This window comes from Nocardia donostiensis, from assembly GCF_002081715.1.
GTDB lineage: Bacteria > Actinomycetota > Actinomycetes > Mycobacteriales > Mycobacteriaceae > Nocardia > Nocardia donostiensis.
In genome coordinates, this window is the sequence record NZ_MUKP01000026.1 from 21,682 (window position 1) to 39,075 (window position 17,394).

Consider the following 17,394-nt stretch of genomic DNA (forward strand, 5'->3'; position numbering starts at 1 on the left):
CGGCCCCTCAGCCCTTGTTCGTGTTCTCGGACATCTTTTTCTCGGACATCAACAGCACGACATCGTCGAACGATGCGCCGCCGAGAATTGCCGCGACCGGAAGATCCCGGTCCAGCTCGGATTTGATGCGCTTACGGAAGTCGAGGGCCTGCAGGGAATCCAGGCCCAACGCCACCAGCGGAACGGCACTGTCGATGACGTCGCTGCCGTCGGCGCCCATCACCTTGTGCAGTTCGGCCAGCATGCGCGTCGCGAGCGCGTCATCATTCGCGGGCTCTGCCGCCGCAGCAGGCTCGGCGGCAGCGGGTGCGGCGGCAGGTGTCGGAGCAACGGCCGTGGGTGCCGGGGCGGGCCTCGGCGCCGGAGCGTCGAGCAGTTCCGACAGCACCGTGCCCTGCCCGAAGGTGCTCATCATGTCGTGCACCTCGAGCCACTGGGCGGCGATGATCACCGCGTCACCCCGGTGCCCGGTGAGCCCGGTCGCCATGGCCTCGGCGGGCACCATCGGCACGACGCCGGTGCCCGCGACCTTCGCCAGGCCCGTCTCGTCGAGCGGTCCCACGACCTGCCACAGACCCCACTGCAGTGAAACGCAGTCGAGCCCCTTCTGGCGCAGCCGGTGGGCGGTGATATCGAGCATCCGGTTGGTGACGGCGTACAGGATCTGCCCGCGCCCGCCCATGGTCGCGGCGAACGACGAGCACAGCACGATCCGGCAGTCGGCGGTGCGCGGCACCGTGGCCAGCACCGCGTCCAGCCCGAGGATCTTGGAGTCGGCGGCGGTGGCAACCATCTGGGGGGTGATCTGGGTCAGATCCGCATCGACGTAGTTCACCGCGGCATGCACCAGCAGGGTCACCGGACGTTCCGTCAGCGATGCGGCCACCGCATTCAGGGCGTCCGCGTCGCCGATATCGCAGGCGAGGACGTCGATATCGGTACCACCGCCGCGGATCTGCTTCAGCTTGCCGGTGACCGCAGCCGTTTCCCCTGACCGGCTGAGCAGGGTGATCCGACCTGCGCCCGAGGCAGCGAAATGCGCGCAGAACTGCAGGCCGAGCTGGCCGGTGCCGCCCACGATCAGTACATGATCGAGATCCGGTGCACTGTCCGGAGCGGGCGAGGTGTCGGGCACCAGGCGTTTCACGAACACCTTGCCTGCCCGCAGGGCGAGCTCCGGTTCACCGGCGGTGTGCAGCGCAGTGACGATCCGGGCTGCGGCGGCGGACCCGTCCTCACCGGCGGCGAGGTCGAGATGCCGGAACAGCACACCGGGGTTCTCCACGCCCACACTGCGGAACCCGGCGCTCACTGAACCGTGCACCAACTGCGGCGCCGGATCCGATTCGAGCACCGTCTCACCACCGACGGTGAGCAGCCAGCACTCCCCGCCGGGGCGCAGACCGGCAGCGGCGGGCAGCCAGGCGCGGTCGGCGAAGAATCCGGCGAGATCGTCCACTGCGCCCGCGCCGTCGGTGTCGGCCAGCGGCGGCAACAACACCACAGCTGTGTCGTAGCCGACCGAATCACGCGGCGCGCCTGCCAGTTCCGCCAGCCCGTCCCGGTTGAGCACGGTGGCCGTCGCGCCGTGCCGCTCGGCCGCGGTAACCAACGCCGCAGCCAGCGCACCGCATTCACCGGTGTGGTCGACCAACGCCAGCGCACGCGGTGCTGTCATGGTGCGTTTGGCCAGCGGGATCCATTTCTCCACCAGACGCTGCGGTTTCGGCGTCGGATCCTCCGCCACCGGCTGCGGCGGTTCCACCGGGTCGGCCCACAGTTTCTTCGGGTTCATCCGGGTATGCGGGAAATCGCGCAACGGCAAACGGACCGGCTCGTCGGGGTCGGCGACCCGCAGTGCGTCGAAGTCGTAGTTCAGATCCAGTACGGCGATCTTGGCCAGATTGCGGGAGAACACGTCCAGCCCGTCCGCGGTGCGCAGCGAAGTGCCGAGCACTTCGACATCCCGGCCCGCGTTGGTGGCGTTCCGCGGCACCAGGCTGAGGTTCTCCTGCAGCGCCAACTGCAACACCGGATGCTCGGCGACCTCGATATAGGTGTCTATTCCGTCGGTTCCCGCGGCGATGACCGCGCGATCGAACCGCACCCGGTTGCGCAGATTCCAGTACCAGTAGTCCTGATGGGTCAGATCCGGGGTGATCGGGACGCCCAGCGTGGCGCCGTAGCAGGTGATATCGCTGGCCTGGAAGGTCGGGGCGCTCATCTCGGTACCGAGCATCGTCTCGAAGTCGGCGCGCACGCCCGCCACGATCGAGGTGTGCGCCGGGTAGGCGACCTGGATTTCCTTGGCGAACTGGCCGCGTGCATTGGCGGTGGCGACCATATCGACGATGGTCGCGCAGTCGCCGGCGATGGCGAGGATATGCGGCGAGTTGATCACCGACAGCTCGGCCCACCCGGAATGCCTGGCCAGCAGCGCCTCGCAGTCGTCACGGTCCATGCCGAGGACGGCCATCGAATAACCGCGCGGGGACACCTTCTCGACCAGACGCGCCCGATGAGTGACGGCGAGCACGGCGTCGCGCAACGTCATCACCCCGGCGATCGCACCCGCGGCCAGCTCGCCCTGGCTGTGCCCGATGGTCGCGGCCGGAGCTACCCCGGCAGCCTGCCACATGGTGGCCAGGCCGTACATGTGGAACATCAGCGCGGGCTGAACCTCCCACACCGTGTCCTCGAATCGGCCTTCCTCACCGAGCAGATAGTGCAGCGGCTGCGAATGCCCGTATCGGTCCAGGTGAATTGCGGCGCAATCGTCCACGCCGCGCCGATAGTGTTCCGACAGTTCGTAGAACAGCTTGCCCATACCAGGCCGTTGGCTGCCCTGACCTGGGAAGACGAACCCGATGCGCCGCGCTGTCGCCGGGGTGTCGACTGCTACGACCGACCGGTGCTCGGCCCCGGATGCGACGGCCCGCAGCGCCTCCAGTAGTTCGTCGCGGCCGCGCACCATCGCCAGGGCGCGCTGCCTGCGCGCGACCCGGGTACGGAACAGCATGTCCGTCACGTGATCCGGGGAAACCGACGGGCGCTCTTCCAGATAGCCGAGGATCGACGAGGCCTCGGCGCGTAAACCGTCGGCGGTGTCGGAGGACAGCAGGACCGGGATGGTGCCGTCCGGGAGCCGGTAACTAGGCATTGATTCGCTCCTGTGTGGTGGCGTCGTCGGTAACCGGCATGCCGATAACAGCGTGCGCGTTGGTACCCGCGACCCCGAATGAGGACACCGCCGCATAGCGGACGCCGTCGACCGGTTCCCACTGCTCGTATTTGCTCGCCAACCGCAGTCCGGTGGCCGACCAGTCGAGTTCGGCGGTCGGGTTGTCCGCCCACAGGCTGGGAGCGATATGACCGTGCTCGCCGCACAGCAGCACTTTGATCAGGCCGAGCACGCCCGAGGCGGCCTGAGCGTGCCCGACATTCGATTTGACCGACCCCAGCTTCGGATTCGCTCCGGGGGCCGAACCGTAGGTGCGTGCCAAGGCGGTGAGTTCGAGCGGGTCACCGACCGGCGTGCCGGTGCCGTGGCCCTCGATCAACCCCACCAACTCCGGCGCGATACCGGCCGCGTCGAGCGTGGCACGGATCAGCCGCTCCTGCGCGTCGGCGCTGGGCACCGCGATCGGGGCGCCCTTGCCGTTGTGATTGACCCGGGAACCGAGCAGCCTGCCGTACACGTAATGGCCGTGGGCGCGCGCCCGCGATTCGCGTTCGAGCACCAGCACGCCCGCACCCTCACCCCACAACGTGCCCGAGGCGTCAGCGGCATAGGAACGGCAGTGGCCGTCGGCGGCCAGCGCGCTGTTCTTGGAGAATTCGAAGAAGGCGCCCGGAGTGCCCATCACGCAGACCGCACCGGCCAGCGCCCACTCGCATTCGCCGCTGCGAATCGCCGCGGCAGCCTGGTGCACGGCGGTGAGCGACGATGCGCAGGCGGTGTCCACGCTGACCGAAGGGCCGATCAGGCCGAGCCCGTGCGAGATACGTCCGGCCACCGCACCGAGTGCGGTACCGGTGACCCGGTAGCCGCTGTAATCGTTGACACCGGCTGCCCGCGGACCGTATTCGGTTATCGAAACACCCATCCAGCAGCCCGCGGGTTCCCCATCGAGCGCGCCAGGATTCAGCCCCGCGTTTTCCAGCGCCCGCCACGCGACGCGCAACGCCACCCGCTGCTGCGGGTCCATCGCGACAGCCTCCCGCGGGGTGATCCCGAAGAACAGCGGATCGAATTCCGTTGCACCGGCGAGGAAACCACCGGCGTCGGGAACATCAGACCAGCCCTCTTCGGCGCCGAGCGAAAACAGCTGCCGCAGCGGCCAACCGCGGTCGCGGGGAAAAGGTCCTATCAGTTCTTGCGATCCGGCGAGCGCCGACCAGAATTCGGTCAGGGTTTCGATACCGCCGGGGGCTTCGATACCGATGCCGACGACGACAATCGGATCATCCGCAGTGGATGTCATGTTCTCCATTCCTTCGCCGGTCAGCCGTCAGCCGACGGGCTTCGGCTGGGGCACCAGCAATTCGGCGATGCCGTCGATATGGTCGTTGAGGTAGAAGTGGCCGCCGGAGAAAACGGTCACCTCGACACCGGAGTTCGCATGCGCGTCCCAGGCATACAGATCGCGCGGTGCGACGAACGGATCGTCATCGCCGCCGAGCACCAGGATCGAGGCGTCGACCCGGACATCGGGCGGGCACGAATAGGCGTCGAAGGCGCGGTAATCAGCCTTCATCACCGGCAGCGCCATCTTCAGCACCTCACGGCTGGACATGACGTCGGTGCCGGTGCCGTTGAGGGCGGCCATATGCTCCAGCAGTTCCTCGTCTTCGGTCGGATGGCCGGGAAGTTCGGCGATACGCACCGGCGCGGCAGCCGAGGAGACGGCGAGCAGCCGGACCGGGATACCGGCCGCCTCGGCGAGTCGGGTGAATTCGAAAGCGATGATCGACCCCATGCTGTGCCCGAAAACGGTAATCGGCTGATCGCGGTTCAGTGGGGAATCGGCGAACGCCTCGAACGCTCCCGCGGCGATGTCCGGAAGTGTTTCCGCGGCCGCTTCCCTGACCCGGTCCTGCCGGCCCGGGTATTGGAAAACGTTGGCGTCGAATGCCTGGGACAACTGCTTTGCGAAGACGCGGTATGCCGAAGCGCCCGCACCCGCGTGCGGGAAAATCAGCAGCGGTGGAGATCCAGCGGAACGCGGAGCTTGAAATTGCCTGATCCAACCGAGTTCCCTGGGCATCTACCTCTCCTACCCGCAGCCGACTGTCGCGGCCTGCTTGTCCTTCTTCGCCGCCGCGGTCCGCCATTCACAAACATGTTGTGCGGCCGTGGAAGTCGCGGTTCCGGCATTTCCGGGACACAACTCGTCACCACACGCCCGGGTCGGACTACGGTAAGCCTAAGCGAGCTTAGTATAGGCTAACCTTGGCGATATGGAAGATCGGCATCGGTGATCAACACAACCGAGCAAGCAGTTCAACTTTGCCTAGGCTTACCTTACTATCAGCGTGCGGTATGCACCGATAGGGCATACCGGCAGCAAACGATGGGAAGACGATGATCACCACGAACAACCCCCTACGCCGCATCGCCGCCGCGGCTTTCGCACTCGCCGCCGCGGCCACGGTCGGCTTCGGCACCGTCGCCACCGCCGCCCCCGCCCTCGCCGCCCCGGTGAGCGCCCCGATGCGCACCCAACTCGCCCCCGCCGACCTGGACGCAAAACTGCGGCTCGTGGTCAACACCGGCGCCGACCGCGGCGCACGCGCCGCAGAACTCGAAGCGGGCGAAGCCGGGCTGCCGCTGGCCGACCAGATCGCAGGCGCGATGGCCGCCGCCCCGCCCAGCTTCCGCTGGTCGGTCCTCGGCCCGGTCACGGTGAACGGCGACATCCTCAACGCCCAGTTGCAGACCGCGGTCGACGGCTACGACCCGTTCTACTTCAACCTCACCTGGAAACAGATCGACGGCACCTGGAAGCTCACCCGCGAGGCCCAGTGCACCCTCGCCAGCGTTGCCTTCCTCCCCTGCAGCGTCTGATCCCTCCGGCGAAACACGAACGGCCCCTGGAATCCAAGATTCCAGGGGCCCGCTGCTGGTTGCGGCGGCTACATGCCGAGCGCTTGGGCGTGCCAGTCCACTGCCGCGTCACGATCACCGGCCGGTACAGCGCGGGTCGCGCGCACCGGGGGCGACACCCAGCGCAGTGACCGCCACCCAGTAACCGGTCGCAGCACCCACGCACCCCATTCCCGATGCATCACGTACCCGCCGCCAGTGTCACGTGGGTCGCGGCGGTATCGGCGCACCGCGTCGGCGAAACTACGCCGGATCCAGAACCACAGTCGGCGTGGACCGGTCCGTTCGGCGTAACGTCCTTCGGTCAAAGGCATCTCTCGGACCTCCTCAGCGGGTGCATTCGTCGGCGGATACGAACCGCTCCATGCTGGAGTCGGTGAAGTCGAACGGCCTGCCCTGGAGGCTACCGGTCACGTGGGCTGTTACGCGCCAAGGACCGGACCCGCACACGACCCGTACCGCGTAGGTGTGGCGGGGGCTGGGGATAGTGGCGTCGGAGGTCGACTCGATCGCCACCCAGGCACGTCCTTCCCGCCGCTCCAGACTGAGAGTGAGGACGTGATGCTCGGGCGGTATGTCGCATTTCGCCCAGGCGTTGCCGAGGATCGACCCGACACCGACGCTGGGTTTGATCGGCATGAACCCGAGATCGCACGATTTCGCCGCGCTCGTATGCGCGAGTGCGGCGTCGACAGGGGCGGCAGCGAGCACACTGAAGGCGGTAGCGCCGAGCAGTGCGCACAGGAACCGGACCATAATGTTTCTTCCTCATTCCATACTTGCCCGGCTGAGTGCCGGTCAGCGTCGAGCCCGCCCCAGGGTTCGACGCTGGGGCGGGTCTTCTATCCATTCCGGCGGACGCCAGGAAGCTGAGGGAGCCAGCCAGGGGAGTCGTCCACCCAGATAGCGGGTATCGGCAAGGCGTTGTCTTCGACGACGCATTTCCACAGCAGCTCATACGAGAGCCCGTAACAGCGCCGCATCTGCGCGGCGTCCCAATACACCTGCGGTTCGGGCCGTTCCACCGGCCGCACCGACACCGACCATTCCTTGACACATCCGGGAGCCCAGCCGCAGCGCTTTTGCTCGCCGAGCAACACATCGGGAGCGGGCACCCAGACAGGACCGTCGACCCGCCAACGCGACAGCGACAACGAGTCGACCCCAGCAACCGTGGCGAACGCGCTGAGACCGAGGTACCTGGGTGCTGCGCTCAGACGGTCGACGGTGACGCGCAGTCCGGCGCGGTCCCTCACTCCTCGACCTCGCCATCGATATAGCGGGGTCCGTCGTCGGGATCGAGAGGGTGACCGTCGGTACCAACGGCATACCAGCTGCCGTCGTGATGCTGCACCATCCCTTGAAATTCAGGTTCGCGACTAGCCATCACATCACCGTCGCCGCATACGAAAGACTGTGCAGATAACGCTCACACCCACCATGCCCGGCATGCGCAGCAAGCAGATACCGCGCCTCCGCCAAGCTTTCCGGTAACCGGTTGTCACCGCATTTCTGCAACCACCACCGGTTGATCTGCGCCGTTGTCGCTATCGTGTTCATCGCACGAACCGCTCTATGCGCTGATCCGGGATGAAACGCCCCGCGAGATAGAGGGTTCGGGCAGCAGCACGCTTGCGTTCGCAGCAATCAAGAGCGCAGTCGCGGTGCCATTGCATCACCGAGTGCGCCTCGCCGAGCGACATCGGCCGACCGTCCTCGTAGTCCGCCCGCGCGTGCGGCAGGGTGTAGATAGCACCGACGACGGCGAACGTAACGCTCGCTGCGACGACGAAAAGAACCAGCAATCCGGGCATCGTGTTGCCTCACTGGGTTGTCGGGTTGTGTTAGATGGCGGGAAAGGCCGCCGCCGCGCCGGGGGTCGGCTCAGTGGTTGTGGTTGCGGGTTCAGCACCCACGTCTCACCGGCTCGGGGGCTCGGCTTTCCAGCGGGCGATGATGCGGTCGATCTCTTCTTGCAACCGGTAAGCGCCCGCGTGCACGGTTTCTCGAGGTTCGGTGGCTTCGTCGAGGTGATGGAGTCCGGCGAGGATGCGCTCGTATAGGCCGCGGTCGTGGGGTTCGTGGTGCCAGAGCCGCAGGGCGGCTGCCATGGCACGGTTACCTGCGGTTCTGATGGGCAGTGGGGGTAGGGCCTCGCTCATCGGGTGACCTCCACGGTTCGGATTGCATTTGGTGGGGACACCCGGCGCTGGCTAGTGGGACTGCCCAGACGACCGGGTGATCACTTCCGAAAATAAGAAGGTGCGGCCATGCTGGTCTAGTTTTATGCTCGAAAATGCTCTAGGTCGATATCCTCAGTGAGAGACTGGCTTTAATGAGCGATCATGGACCTTGTTCAAGCATAGGTACGCATACAACGATTGGAGACCGGCGCCATGCGGTTACAGTTCCTCGGCAAGGGAGGCACCACAGGAGGCGGATGCCCCAGCCTCTACGCCACCGACTGAAACACCTACGTCGTGCAGGGATGGAAGACCGATCAACCCGGAACTGTCGAGATTCCACACCTACTCCTCGGGTACGCGCTGCCGGACACTTTCGTCGGCGCCCCGATGACCGACACCGGTCGCGGGACGTTCACCTTGTCAGGTATGCCGGTAACGGACGCGCAAGTGCTTGGCGGGATCGACATCTACGCGGACGAGACGTGTATTGAGGTTCCGAAAGCAGAAAGGACGTTCTACGGTGCAACTCGTGCAGGATGAGTCGTTCAACGACCTATTTCGCTCCTGCCAGCGGGAAGCGTTTCACTTGGAAGTGCAGGACACCTACGAGACTCCAGAAGAGTCGGAGCCGTTGCGGAAGTTCCTCAACGGTGAGCACGATGATTACGAGTGGTTCCAGCCGTGGCTCGATCACGTGCGGTACGTGACTGGCCGTGGTGTGGCCATCCGGCGTGCCCGCGTAGTGTCCGAACCCCACACCGAGTACACGCGGTTCGCGAAAGCGGTGGCCCGGTTCAACGCGAACGCGGGGGAAGACGTGAGGTATCTGCCCCGGCACATGATCAGCGTTGATGAACTGACCACAGATGATTGGTGGCTGTTCGATGATGCGCTGGTCGCGTTCACGGTGTTCGAGCCCTCCGGGCGATGGGCTGGCGGCGCAGTGTCCACAGATCCTCGGATGGTCGAGTATTGCCGTGCCGTGAAGGAACGCGTGTGGGCTCGGGCTGTGCCGTTGCGGGAGTACACCACACAGTGAGTAGTTCGATTCACCAGATGCGCGAAGCTCTCGGGGGTCGTCTCCGGGAGCTTCGTCTCAATTCTGGGTTGTCTGGTACCGAGCTGGCGCGGCTGGCGGGCTGGCATCAATCCAAGGTGTCGAAGATCGAGTACGGGAAGACCAAACCTACCGACGCCGATATCCGAGCGTGGTGTGAGCACACAAAGAGCGTGGATCAAGTCGCGGATCTGATTGCAACGGTCCGCAACATGGAGGCGTCGTATCTGGAGTGGCGGCGTGTCCTCGGTGCTGGTACGAAGCGCCGGCAGCAGGCTTCGGTGAAGCTCGAGGCGGAGACGGAGTTGATGCGCTGGTATGAGCCGGTGCTGATTCCTGGCTTGTTGCAGACCGCGGAGTATGCGGAGGAGATTCTTCGGAACGTCATCGACTTCTATGGGACCGCTGATGATCTGGATGAGGGTGTGTCGAAGCGGATGGAGCGTCAGCAAATCCTGTACCGACGAGAGCACCGGTTTCATTTCGTCATCGGGGAGCAGGCGTTGCGGACGACGGTGGGAGATGATCGAGTGATGGTGGGCCAGTTGGATCGCTTGTTGGCGGTGTTGGGGATGCCGCGCGTTACTTTCGGGATTGTGCCTGCTAGGGCGCGGTATCGGGTGCCGATTTCGAATTTCATCATGTTCGACAACCGGATGGTGATGGTGGAGAACGTGACGGCTGAGATGACGATTACACAGCCGCGGGAGTTGGCGCTGTATGGGCGGACGTTTGATGTGTTGGCGAAGCAGGCCGTGACGGGGAGCGCGGCTCGGGAGTTGATTACGGCGGCTATCGCGACCCGTTCAGTTGATTAGTGAATTCCCGCGGTGATCGGTTCTTCAGCGGCGTCCGGGTTCCTTCGAGCCCGCGGCGCCGTGAACCGACCATCGGGCCTTCCGTCTGCGACCGGATGATCTCAGCTAGGAGGCCGGGTGCTCAGGTGAGCGTGGTGCGCCAGTTCTATGTAGTCGCCCTGGTCAAATCAAGAGCTATGTCGAATGGCACAGTCAACCGGAGTCGATCGTGGTGGATACCCGCCAGCGCATACTGCTCGGTGGCAGGATCGAGTTCGTACACATACACAACGGCCCGGCTCTCGGAATTCTCCACCCGCCAGAAATGCGGGATACCGGCTTCCGCGTACAGCAACGGCTTACGTTTGCGATCCCGCTCCATCGAATCCGGTGACACCACCTCGATGGCGAGAACAACGTCGGCAGGTCGATAGGTCGTCTGATTCAGGCCGGTATCTGCAGCAGCCTGGACCACCATGACATCCGGTTCCGGCCGCTGCCGCGGGCCGAGGGTCACTGTCATCTCCCGGCATACCTCCAGATGTGCCGGTGCCTGCCGAACCAGTTCACCTTCGATGGCCCTGATGACTCGCATATGGAACTTCATCTGCGGGCTCACAAAGATGAGACTCCCGTCGATCAACTCGGTATGTGGTGGCAGATCGGGTAGCCGGTCGAGGTCCTCGGCGAAATATCCCTCGGGCGGTGGCACCGGCCAACCCGGAGACGGGCACTCGCCCATCGGTGCAGGATCGGCGGTCATCGGCTCCCTCGCTTCACGGCGGTGAACGGCTGACCTGGCCAGTATGGCACGGCCTCGACCCGCCTCCGCGTCCTCAGGCGAGCGTCGTGTGCCAGATGACGGCGGCGGCCAGGGCGCCCGCGCCGTTGACCGACCAATGCAGGGCGATCGGGGCCAACAGGCTGCCGCTGCGCTGCCGCAGCCAGGTGAAGACGATGCCCGCGGCGGCGGTTGCGGCGACCGCGATCAGGATGCCGCAGACCTGGCCGGTCACACCGGCGCCGAAGATTTCGGTGAGACCGCGGTTGCTTGTGGTCAAGCCCAGCGACGAGGCGATATGCCAGAGGCCGAACAGCAGCGAGCCGACGGCGAAAACCCCACGAGCGCCGTATACGCGACCCAGGGTGCCGTGCAGTACACCGCGGAAGGCGAGCTCCTCGGGGATCACCGTCTGCAACGGAATCACGATCATCGAGGCGATGAGCGCGCCGGAGATGGTGGCATAACGGTCGGCGAGGAAGAACGGCCGGGTGACCGGCAGCGCCGCGCCGACCGCGACCACAGCCAGCACTACACCCACAGCAGCCAGCGCATACAGTGAGCCGCGTTTCCAATGCCTGGGTGAGAGCCCCAGCTCCGCCCAGCCGAGGCCACGTCTGCGCATCATCGCAAGCAGCACCATCGCCGCGACCGGCACCGTGACGATATTCGCCCACGTGGTGGTGAAATGTGCGATCAGGTTCGTGCAGGCCAGTACCAGCACGACCACCGCGATATCGAGGTAGGCGTGGACGCGATGCCTGCTGGGCATCCTGGTCGCGGTAGTCGCGACAGTTGCGTCGGTGGAGTGCGGGTGCAACATCGTGGCCAGTGTAATGAGACCCCATGCGGTCCCCGTCCGGCTCCTCCCTGGTCACCCGAACGTGGTCGGCCCGACACCGAACCGCAGGACTGTTAGTGTCTGTGAGGGTGTGGAGTCGCGGAAAACAGTTCTGCCAGAGCGCATATCGGCTCCGGCGCGGAACCCGATGATGCTGCAATGGGTAGGCAGATGCCTGCTCGTGATGGCCTTGGCGGGGGCGACACTGACAGTGATCGGGGACGGCAACCGGGTCTCCTTCTACCATCAGGACCTGCGCTGGCGGCCTTGTTCGCCGGAGCAGGTGAGTAGTCCGGGCGTCGAGTGCGCCGATGTCGTGGTTCCGCTCGACTACCAGGAGCCGGACGGGCGCACGATCACCGTGGCGATCTCTCGGGCGAAGGCCACCGACCCGGCCCGGCGACGCGGGATCCTACTGTCCAACCCGGGTGGCCCCGGTGCGGGCGGCCTGGACAGCCTGAGCCTGCTCGGTGACGTGCTCAGCCCTGAGGTCCGTGCCCGATACGACCTCATCGGAATTGATCCGCGGGGTGTCGGCGCGTCTGACGCGCCGGAACCGTGTGGCTGGCCGGTGCCGGAGATGATCCGGTCGGCCGGTCTCGATGCGGCCGGTTTCGATCACGAGGTGGCGCTTGCTGCGGATATGGCTGCGGCGTGCCTGGACGGCGATGTCGCGAAGCTGCGCAGGCTCACCACCCGCAACACCGCCCGCGATATGGACGTCGTGCGCAGTGTGCTCGGCGAGGAGAAGATCAACTTCTTCGGTTTGTCCTATGGCACCTACCTCGGCGCGGTGTTCACCCAGATGTTCCCGCACCGCAGTGACCGGATCGTGCTCGACAGCGCGATCGATCCCGACCGGTACTGGACAGGGATGGTCCAGGATTGGGGACCAGCCGATGAGGCCGCATTGGACGACTGGGCGAACTGGGTCGCGCTGCGTGACGAGCATTACCACCTGGGGGATACGGCGCCGCGGGTGCGCCGGACAGTCGAGGACCTCACCCGCCGGGCCGCCAACCAGCCGATACTCGTCGAAGGCTATCCGGTCGACGACCATCTACTCCCGTTTCTGTTGCATACTCTGCTACGGAGTTACCGGCTGAACGACGTGCTGGCGGAGTCGGTCCGTGAGCTCGCCAACGCAGCCGAGGGGAGGCCGACACATTCCGATGAATCCGGGCTCCGTGATCTGCTGGAGGCGTTGCAGGCCGGCGAGAATTACGCGTTGGCCGTGATCGCCTGCGGTGATGTCGGAGCCCCCACGGACCCGGAATGGTATCGCCACGCTGTCGCGCGTACCCGCGCCGCCCAGCCGGTCTTCGGCGCGATGGCGAACAATATCCAGCCGTGCGCGTTCTGGCCTCGCCCGGTCGAGCCGCCGACAGTTGTCCGGAACTCCGTTCCCGCCCTCATCCTGCAGGCGACCGGCGATCCGCGCACACCGTACCCGGGAGGGGTGCGACTGCATCAGAAGATGACCGGATCGCGCCTGGTCACGCTGCGTGATGTGCGGATACACCTCACTTTCCGTCCCGGGTTGAGCGCATGTGTGAGCGACGCGATCAACGGCTATTTCGCGGACGGCACATTGCCCGAGACGGATATCGTCTGTGCCGCCGACCAACCGCCGCAGTGAACCACGGCCGGTGCCTCACCGCTGCGGCTACGGCTGGGCGGCCCTGGCGGTCGAGCAGCTGGCGCCGGTGGCCCATTCCGCAGGCGCCGTCCAGGCGTGCAGGGTGCGGGTGGTTTCGAACCGGCGCGGCGTACCGGTGATCGGATCGGTGAACTCGAGGGACGATGCCAGTAGCTGCAACGGCCGGGTGAAGTCGTCTACCGGTTTGTCGGAGAGCACCGGGTAGAAGTCGTCGCCGAGGATCGGGATGCCCAGCGAGTTCATATGCAGCCGCAGCTGGTGGGTGCGGCCGGTGTGCGGGCGCAACCGGTACCGGCCGAGGCCGTCGCGATGGGAGAGCAGTTCGATCTCGGTGATCGCGTTCGGTTCGCCTGCGACCTCCTGAGCGGCGAGCACCTGCTTTTCCTTGATGATCCGGCTGCGCACCGTCACGGGCAGTTCGAGCGCCGGATCGTAGGGGGCGATCGCCTCGTATTCTTTGCGCACTGTGCGGCGGTGGAACATCGTCTGGTAGGCGCCGCGCCGGGCCGGATCGATGATGAACAGCACCAGCCCCGCCGTCACCCGGTCCAGTCGATGCGCGGGCACCAGATCGGGTAGGTCGAGTTCCTGACGCAGCCGCACCAGCGCCGTCTGCAAGATGTGCTGCCCGCGCGGGATCGTGGCCAGGAAATGCGGTTTGTCGATGACGAGCAGATGGTCGTCGCGGTGCACGATCGAAATATCGAACGGCACCACCGTCTCCTCGGGCAGATCGCGATGAAACCACACCGCCCCGCCTGGCACATAGGGCGCATCGGGCGCGATCGGCCCGTCCAGGTCGACTATCTCGCCCGCACGCAACAGTTCATCGATACGCGCCGCGGGCACCCGCGGCAGCCGGTGCACCAGATGGTCGCGGATCGTCGCCCATTCGCCGTCCTCCGGGAGCCGCAGCCGGGCCGGATCCAAACCGTACCGCTTCGGCAGCGGGGGTTGCTGCCTTCTTCTCATCGGCATCGACCCTAGTCAACGCGGTGCCCGGTCCGGAGACCAGGTGAGTACCACCCGTGCGTACGGGCTGTCGACAGTAAGCGCAGCGCCGTATACGTCAGAAACCGCGCAGGCGCTCCGGGGTGATCCGCACCGGAGTCGAATACTCCGCGAAGAACTCTTCCCTGGTCATCGAAATGGAAACGAGGCCGTCGGCGTATTTCTCGGCGAAAGAGTCCAGCTCGGCGGGCGTGGGCTCATCGGCAACCCGCGCCACACCGGTGAAGACCACCACCTCGCCGCCGTGTTCGGTACTGTTCAGATGCACCGAAACCCGCGGATTACGCGCTAGATTGCGCAGCTTCGGCCGATCAGGCTGGCTGAACAGCAGGAACTCGCCGTCGTGCCACTGAAACCAGACCGGATTGGGCTGCGGTGTCCCGCTGGGGCCGACAGTCGTCAACCAGATCACCTGCTCCCGGGCCAGCCGATCGGCAACCATCCTGCCGAAATCGGTTGTGGTGTCGATCAACACATCGCTGCTGGATGTTCCGGTGGCGGCCATGGGCATCTCCTCGGCTACGGGGGTGTCAGTACTTGACGTCAACTCATGCGTGCCGATGCGCATTCCGCATGCTGTAGGCGAGTTACGTGCACCAGCGCAGCGTTTACGGCTTTCGATGCTGTGCTGTTGTGGTGTAGACGATCTTCGCCGAGGCCCCGACCAACGCCCCACCGCCGATGGCGATTGTGCCTGCGAGCGCTCCGATCGATGCTCCGATCAGAGCGCCGCCGAGGCACGTCACCGCGGCTTCGGGGAGGAGGACGACGCTGAAGGCCGGGCCGGCACCGCCGATGGCACCCCCGACGGCAGCGCCGGTGATGGTGCCGATGAGGCTTCCGACCATGACAGCGCGACCGACATTGTCGAGTGCGTCGGTAATGACGTCACCGGACCTGGGGTGCGCTGGGTATTGCGTGTCCATCAGGAAGGGCGGGGCTGGAAAAGATGCGGATCGAGTCGGGTGAAGTGCTCGGCGTTCGTCGGGCCGGATGTCGGCCCGGTTATGGACGGCAGGACGTTGCGGCAGTGTCTTCGTGGCATAGGGAAATGTTTGTGTCATGAGAAATCCCCTGGTTCTGAGGTCGGACAGCCTTCAGCGATGCACCCGAGGTGCGTCACACCGACTATCGGTGACAGGACGCGGCAGGATTGCTCACCGGCTGCTCAGCGAGCAGGCGAGGTCACCGAGGCTCGAGGCCAGAACCCGCCGACGAACACGCCCAGCTACCGCTGGCAACAACGAATGGCGTGGGATACCGGGTGCGTACGTAATCGCATTACGTGGCGCTGAATCGGAAGCGGTGGGGGTGGGGACTATGACCAGAACTCATATCCTCACCTCCTCGCCTCCGTGGTAATCGACGGGTCGGCCTCCGACATCGCGGCACGGCCGATCGAATCCGTACATATCCACCATGGCACCGATGTGCCCGCAATGCACCCCTAGCGCCAGTACGCCTGCGACTTGATCTGTGTTTTCGGCAGGCTATGCGCGGTTTTGAGGGTTTTCACGATCGATCGTGTGGTGGCGCCGTCGCAGGCGACCCAGGCGAAGGCGTCGGTGGGGCAGTCGATGTTCTGGGCCTGTTCGCGCATCAGCCGGCCGTTGTCGACGCGTTGCAACCAGGTGACCTGGTGGTGTGGTTTGTTGCGGACGGGCAGGTTGACGTCGGATTGATGCTGCCATTCCAGCCAGACGCGGGCGGGAGTGTCGCCGATGGCGTCGAGCAGGGAGTTGATCGCGGGCAGGGATGCGGTGTCACCGAAGACGACGTATTCGCCGGGGGTGGTTTCGGGGAGTTGGAAGTTGGAGCCGAGAACGGATGCTTCGATTTCGTCGCCGGTGGCGGCTTGTTCGGCCCAGCGGCTGGCGGCGCCCTCGTGCAGGGCGAACTCGATGTAGAAGTGGTCGCCTGCAGGGTCCTGGTCGACCAGGGTGTAGCCGCGCTGCTGCAGTTTGTCGCCGTTGGGGATCCACAGGCGGATCCACTGGGTGGGGTGCACCGAGTGGTTGGCGAGCAGGCCGCCCGCAGTGAAACCGATCCGCTTGTACTTGTCGGAGACGTCCTCGGTCGACGTCACTCGTAGGCGGTAGTCGTCTGCACGCCACAGCTTCAGCAGAACGCCGTTGGTTCCTTTGCCCATGCGCGTTAGCTTAGCCTAAGCAAAGCGACGGTGGGGTCTATCCGTCGAACCGCTCACCACTCCACACTGATACCCGCTTCCTGGGCCAGACAAGCGGCCAGTCCGAGTAGATCGCCGCCGTCCACCGTGGCGCCGCGCAGCCCGGAGGCGCCGACCAGCCCAGTCAGGGTGCAGTTGCGGAACTGGACATTCTGCTGGATCCGGGCATGGTGGAACCGGCCGCCGGACAGGTCGCAGTCTTCGAAGACCACATCACGGAACTCCACGTCGGCGAAGTCGGCTTGACGGAGATCGCATTCGCGGAACACGACCGTCTGCAATTTCGAATAGGCGAAAGAGGTCAGGTCGGCGCGGGTCGATGCGACCGAGATATTGCGCCACACGCCCGCGGTCCACGACATGCCGGTGAGCCGGCTGGTGCTGATGGCGCAACGGAACATCGAGGATTCGTCGGCGAGCAGGTTTGCCAGATCACAAACGTCGAGTTCGCAGTCTGCGATGGTGCCCATGCGCATGGCACCGGAGAACCGGACACTGTCGAGCCGGCAGCCGTCGAGGCTCACGGCATAGAGATCGGGGTGCGAAAGGTCGCCGCCAGTGAAAGCGCGTTCCTGGATCTCGCTGGTCTCGGCGAAACCGTCGCCGGGATCGGCGGGGGTGAGGACGGGAAGATCGGGTGGTATCGGGGTCACCGGTTTGCTGCGTTTGCCTGTAGCAGGCACTGTTTTCCCTCGCTCTGTCGGGGCTGCTTCTTTCCGGGCAACCTACACCCGCACGCGGCGCGGTCGAGCGCATCAGCAGGCCGT

21 protein-coding genes are annotated in these 17,394 nt (G+C 65.4%); 4 read left to right on the plus strand and 17 right to left on the minus strand.

The features are described 5' to 3' along the window. Positions 1-7: 7 nt before the first annotated feature. Genes nbtC through B0T44_RS17215 form a run of 3 tightly spaced genes read right to left on the minus strand, consistent with a single transcriptional unit; the run spans position 8 to position 5,267 of the window. A complete protein-coding gene (gene nbtC / locus B0T44_RS17205) occupies positions 8-3,160 on the minus strand; it encodes a nocobactin polyketide synthase NbtC (RefSeq protein WP_077114370.1) in 3,153 nt (1,050 codons plus the stop codon). Further along, positions 3,153-4,484: a beta-ketoacyl [acyl carrier protein] synthase domain-containing protein gene (locus B0T44_RS17210; RefSeq protein ID WP_077114735.1), complete on the minus strand. Its 1,332-nt coding sequence runs from the start codon at positions 4,482-4,484 to the stop codon at positions 3,153-3,155. Before B0T44_RS17210 ends, nbtC begins: the two co-directional genes overlap by 8 nt. Before the next feature lie 27 nt (positions 4,485-4,511). After that, the gene (locus tag B0T44_RS17215) at positions 4,512-5,267 is read right to left on the minus strand and encodes a thioesterase II family protein (RefSeq protein WP_077114368.1); all 756 of its coding nucleotides are present in this window, start codon (positions 5,265-5,267) and stop codon (positions 4,512-4,514) included. A 317-nt stretch (positions 5,268-5,584) separates the two neighbouring features. Between B0T44_RS17215 and B0T44_RS17220 the strand changes: the two genes are divergently transcribed. Beyond that, complete coding sequence (locus tag B0T44_RS17220) at positions 5,585-6,067, plus strand: MTB12 C-terminal domain-containing protein (RefSeq protein WP_077114365.1); 483 nt, start codon at positions 5,585-5,587, stop codon at positions 6,065-6,067. Between the two features lie 68 nt (positions 6,068-6,135). Here B0T44_RS17220 and B0T44_RS17225 read toward each other — a convergent pair whose 3' ends face one another. The 7 genes from B0T44_RS17225 to B0T44_RS17245 form a co-directional block, all read right to left on the minus strand. Further along, positions 6,136-6,420, minus strand: a complete 285-nt coding sequence (locus B0T44_RS17225) for a hypothetical protein (RefSeq protein WP_077114363.1) — start codon at positions 6,418-6,420, stop codon at positions 6,136-6,138. A 13-nt stretch (positions 6,421-6,433) separates the two neighbouring features. Then, a complete protein-coding gene (locus B0T44_RS17230; RefSeq protein WP_077114361.1) occupies positions 6,434-6,862 on the minus strand; it encodes a hypothetical protein in 429 nt (142 codons plus the stop codon). A gap of 86 nt (positions 6,863-6,948) precedes the next feature. Then, positions 6,949-7,362 carry a hypothetical protein gene (locus B0T44_RS17235; RefSeq protein WP_077114359.1) on the minus strand — a complete coding sequence of 138 codons (414 nt, stop codon included), beginning with the start codon at positions 7,360-7,362 and terminating at the stop codon, positions 6,949-6,951. After that, positions 7,359-7,493 carry a hypothetical protein gene (locus B0T44_RS28100; RefSeq protein WP_254893692.1) on the minus strand — a complete coding sequence of 45 codons (135 nt, stop codon included), beginning with the start codon at positions 7,491-7,493 and terminating at the stop codon, positions 7,359-7,361. The genes B0T44_RS17235 and B0T44_RS28100 overlap by 4 nt, the downstream gene beginning before the upstream one ends. Further along, on the minus strand, positions 7,493-7,666 hold the full coding sequence (locus tag B0T44_RS27200; RefSeq protein ID WP_175647900.1) for a hypothetical protein: 174 nt from the start codon (positions 7,664-7,666) through the stop codon (positions 7,493-7,495). Before B0T44_RS27200 ends, B0T44_RS28100 begins: the two co-directional genes overlap by 1 nt. Beyond that, positions 7,663-7,920: a hypothetical protein gene (locus B0T44_RS17240; protein ID WP_077114357.1), complete on the minus strand. Its 258-nt coding sequence runs from the start codon at positions 7,918-7,920 to the stop codon at positions 7,663-7,665. Before B0T44_RS17240 ends, B0T44_RS27200 begins: the two co-directional genes overlap by 4 nt. 105 nt (positions 7,921-8,025) lie before the next feature. After that, positions 8,026-8,268 (minus strand): hypothetical protein, encoded by a 243-nt coding sequence (locus B0T44_RS17245; RefSeq protein ID WP_077114355.1) that lies wholly within the window; start codon positions 8,266-8,268, stop codon positions 8,026-8,028. Between the two features lie 553 nt (positions 8,269-8,821). On the opposite strand from B0T44_RS17245, the gene B0T44_RS17255 reads away from it, so the two are divergent. Continuing rightward, positions 8,822-9,331 carry a DUF6879 family protein gene (locus tag B0T44_RS17255; protein WP_217697412.1) on the plus strand — a complete coding sequence of 170 codons (510 nt, stop codon included), beginning with the start codon at positions 8,822-8,824 and terminating at the stop codon, positions 9,329-9,331. Further along, positions 9,328-10,167, plus strand: a complete 840-nt coding sequence (locus B0T44_RS17260; RefSeq protein ID WP_077114351.1) for a helix-turn-helix domain-containing protein — start codon at positions 9,328-9,330, stop codon at positions 10,165-10,167. Before B0T44_RS17255 ends, B0T44_RS17260 begins: the two co-directional genes overlap by 4 nt. A 145-nt stretch (positions 10,168-10,312) precedes the next feature. Here B0T44_RS17260 and B0T44_RS17265 read toward each other — a convergent pair whose 3' ends face one another. Together B0T44_RS17265 and B0T44_RS17270 are read right to left on the minus strand one after the other, a co-directional pair. Continuing rightward, positions 10,313-10,909 (minus strand): Uma2 family endonuclease, encoded by a 597-nt coding sequence (locus B0T44_RS17265; RefSeq protein ID WP_217697411.1) that lies wholly within the window; start codon positions 10,907-10,909, stop codon positions 10,313-10,315. Between the two features lie 73 nt (positions 10,910-10,982). Then, positions 10,983-11,699, minus strand: coding sequence for a CPBP family intramembrane glutamic endopeptidase (locus tag B0T44_RS17270; RefSeq protein WP_077114349.1), 717 nt, complete (start codon positions 11,697-11,699; stop codon positions 10,983-10,985). Between the two features lie 217 nt (positions 11,700-11,916). Here B0T44_RS17270 and B0T44_RS17275 point away from each other — a divergent pair, with 217 nt between their 5' ends. Continuing rightward, complete coding sequence (locus B0T44_RS17275; RefSeq protein WP_245839006.1) at positions 11,917-13,407, plus strand: alpha/beta hydrolase; 1,491 nt, start codon at positions 11,917-11,919, stop codon at positions 13,405-13,407. A 27-nt stretch (positions 13,408-13,434) separates the two neighbouring features. Here the strand turns inward: B0T44_RS17275 and B0T44_RS17280 are convergent, their stop codons facing one another. The 5 genes from B0T44_RS17280 to B0T44_RS17300 form a co-directional block, all read right to left on the minus strand. Then, on the minus strand, positions 13,435-14,400 hold the full coding sequence (locus B0T44_RS17280) for an RluA family pseudouridine synthase (RefSeq protein WP_077114347.1): 966 nt from the start codon (positions 14,398-14,400) through the stop codon (positions 13,435-13,437). A gap of 97 nt (positions 14,401-14,497) precedes the next feature. Continuing rightward, the gene (locus B0T44_RS17285) at positions 14,498-14,944 is read right to left on the minus strand and encodes a TIGR03667 family PPOX class F420-dependent oxidoreductase (protein WP_081512244.1); all 447 of its coding nucleotides are present in this window, start codon (positions 14,942-14,944) and stop codon (positions 14,498-14,500) included. A gap of 103 nt (positions 14,945-15,047) precedes the next feature. Next, positions 15,048-15,365, minus strand: a complete 318-nt coding sequence (locus tag B0T44_RS17290) for a hypothetical protein (RefSeq protein WP_077114345.1) — start codon at positions 15,363-15,365, stop codon at positions 15,048-15,050. Between the two features lie 521 nt (positions 15,366-15,886). After that, positions 15,887-16,588 (minus strand): siderophore-interacting protein, encoded by a 702-nt coding sequence (locus B0T44_RS17295; RefSeq protein ID WP_077114343.1) that lies wholly within the window; start codon positions 16,586-16,588, stop codon positions 15,887-15,889. Positions 16,589-16,641: 53 nt separating this feature from the next. Next, a complete protein-coding gene (locus B0T44_RS17300; RefSeq protein WP_245839007.1) occupies positions 16,642-17,310 on the minus strand; it encodes a pentapeptide repeat-containing protein in 669 nt (222 codons plus the stop codon). Positions 17,311-17,394: the final 84 nt, after the last annotated feature.

Bases quoted from the DNA above. Each gene is read 5' to 3' on its own strand.
- B0T44_RS17295 (WP_077114343.1), bottom strand. From the start codon at position 16,588: ATGGGCAAAGGAACCAACGGCGTTCTGCTGAAGCTGTGGCGTGCAGAC.
- B0T44_RS17270 (WP_077114349.1), bottom strand. From the start codon at position 11,699: ATGCCCAGCAGGCATCGCGTCCACGCCTACCTCGATATCGCGGTGGTC.
- B0T44_RS17210 (WP_077114735.1), bottom strand. From the start codon at position 4,484: ATGACATCCACTGCGGATGATCCGATTGTCGTCGTCGGCATCGGTATC.
- B0T44_RS17290 (WP_077114345.1), bottom strand. From the start codon at position 15,365: ATGGACACGCAATACCCAGCGCACCCCAGGTCCGGTGACGTCATTACC.
- B0T44_RS17265 (WP_217697411.1), bottom strand. From the start codon at position 10,909: ATGACCGCCGATCCTGCACCGATGGGCGAGTGCCCGTCTCCGGGTTGG.
- B0T44_RS17285 (WP_081512244.1), bottom strand. From the start codon at position 14,944: ATGGCCGCCACCGGAACATCCAGCAGCGATGTGTTGATCGACACCACA.
- B0T44_RS17225 (WP_077114363.1), bottom strand. From the start codon at position 6,420: ATGCCTTTGACCGAAGGACGTTACGCCGAACGGACCGGTCCACGCCGA.
- B0T44_RS28100 (WP_254893692.1), bottom strand. From the start codon at position 7,493: ATGGCTAGTCGCGAACCTGAATTTCAAGGGATGGTGCAGCATCACGAC.
- B0T44_RS17240 (WP_077114357.1), bottom strand. From the start codon at position 7,920: ATGCCCGGATTGCTGGTTCTTTTCGTCGTCGCAGCGAGCGTTACGTTC.
- B0T44_RS17275 (WP_245839006.1), top strand. From the start codon at position 11,917: ATGATGCTGCAATGGGTAGGCAGATGCCTGCTCGTGATGGCCTTGGCG.
- B0T44_RS17230 (WP_077114361.1), bottom strand. From the start codon at position 6,862: ATGGTCCGGTTCCTGTGCGCACTGCTCGGCGCTACCGCCTTCAGTGTG.
- nbtC (WP_077114370.1), bottom strand. From the start codon at position 3,160: ATGCCTAGTTACCGGCTCCCGGACGGCACCATCCCGGTCCTGCTGTCC.
- B0T44_RS17245 (WP_077114355.1), bottom strand. From the start codon at position 8,268: ATGAGCGAGGCCCTACCCCCACTGCCCATCAGAACCGCAGGTAACCGT.
- B0T44_RS17215 (WP_077114368.1), bottom strand. From the start codon at position 5,267: ATGCCCAGGGAACTCGGTTGGATCAGGCAATTTCAAGCTCCGCGTTCC.
- B0T44_RS17220 (WP_077114365.1), top strand. From the start codon at position 5,585: ATGATCACCACGAACAACCCCCTACGCCGCATCGCCGCCGCGGCTTTC.
- B0T44_RS17280 (WP_077114347.1), bottom strand. From the start codon at position 14,400: ATGAGAAGAAGGCAGCAACCCCCGCTGCCGAAGCGGTACGGTTTGGAT.
- B0T44_RS27200 (WP_175647900.1), bottom strand. From the start codon at position 7,666: ATGAACACGATAGCGACAACGGCGCAGATCAACCGGTGGTGGTTGCAG.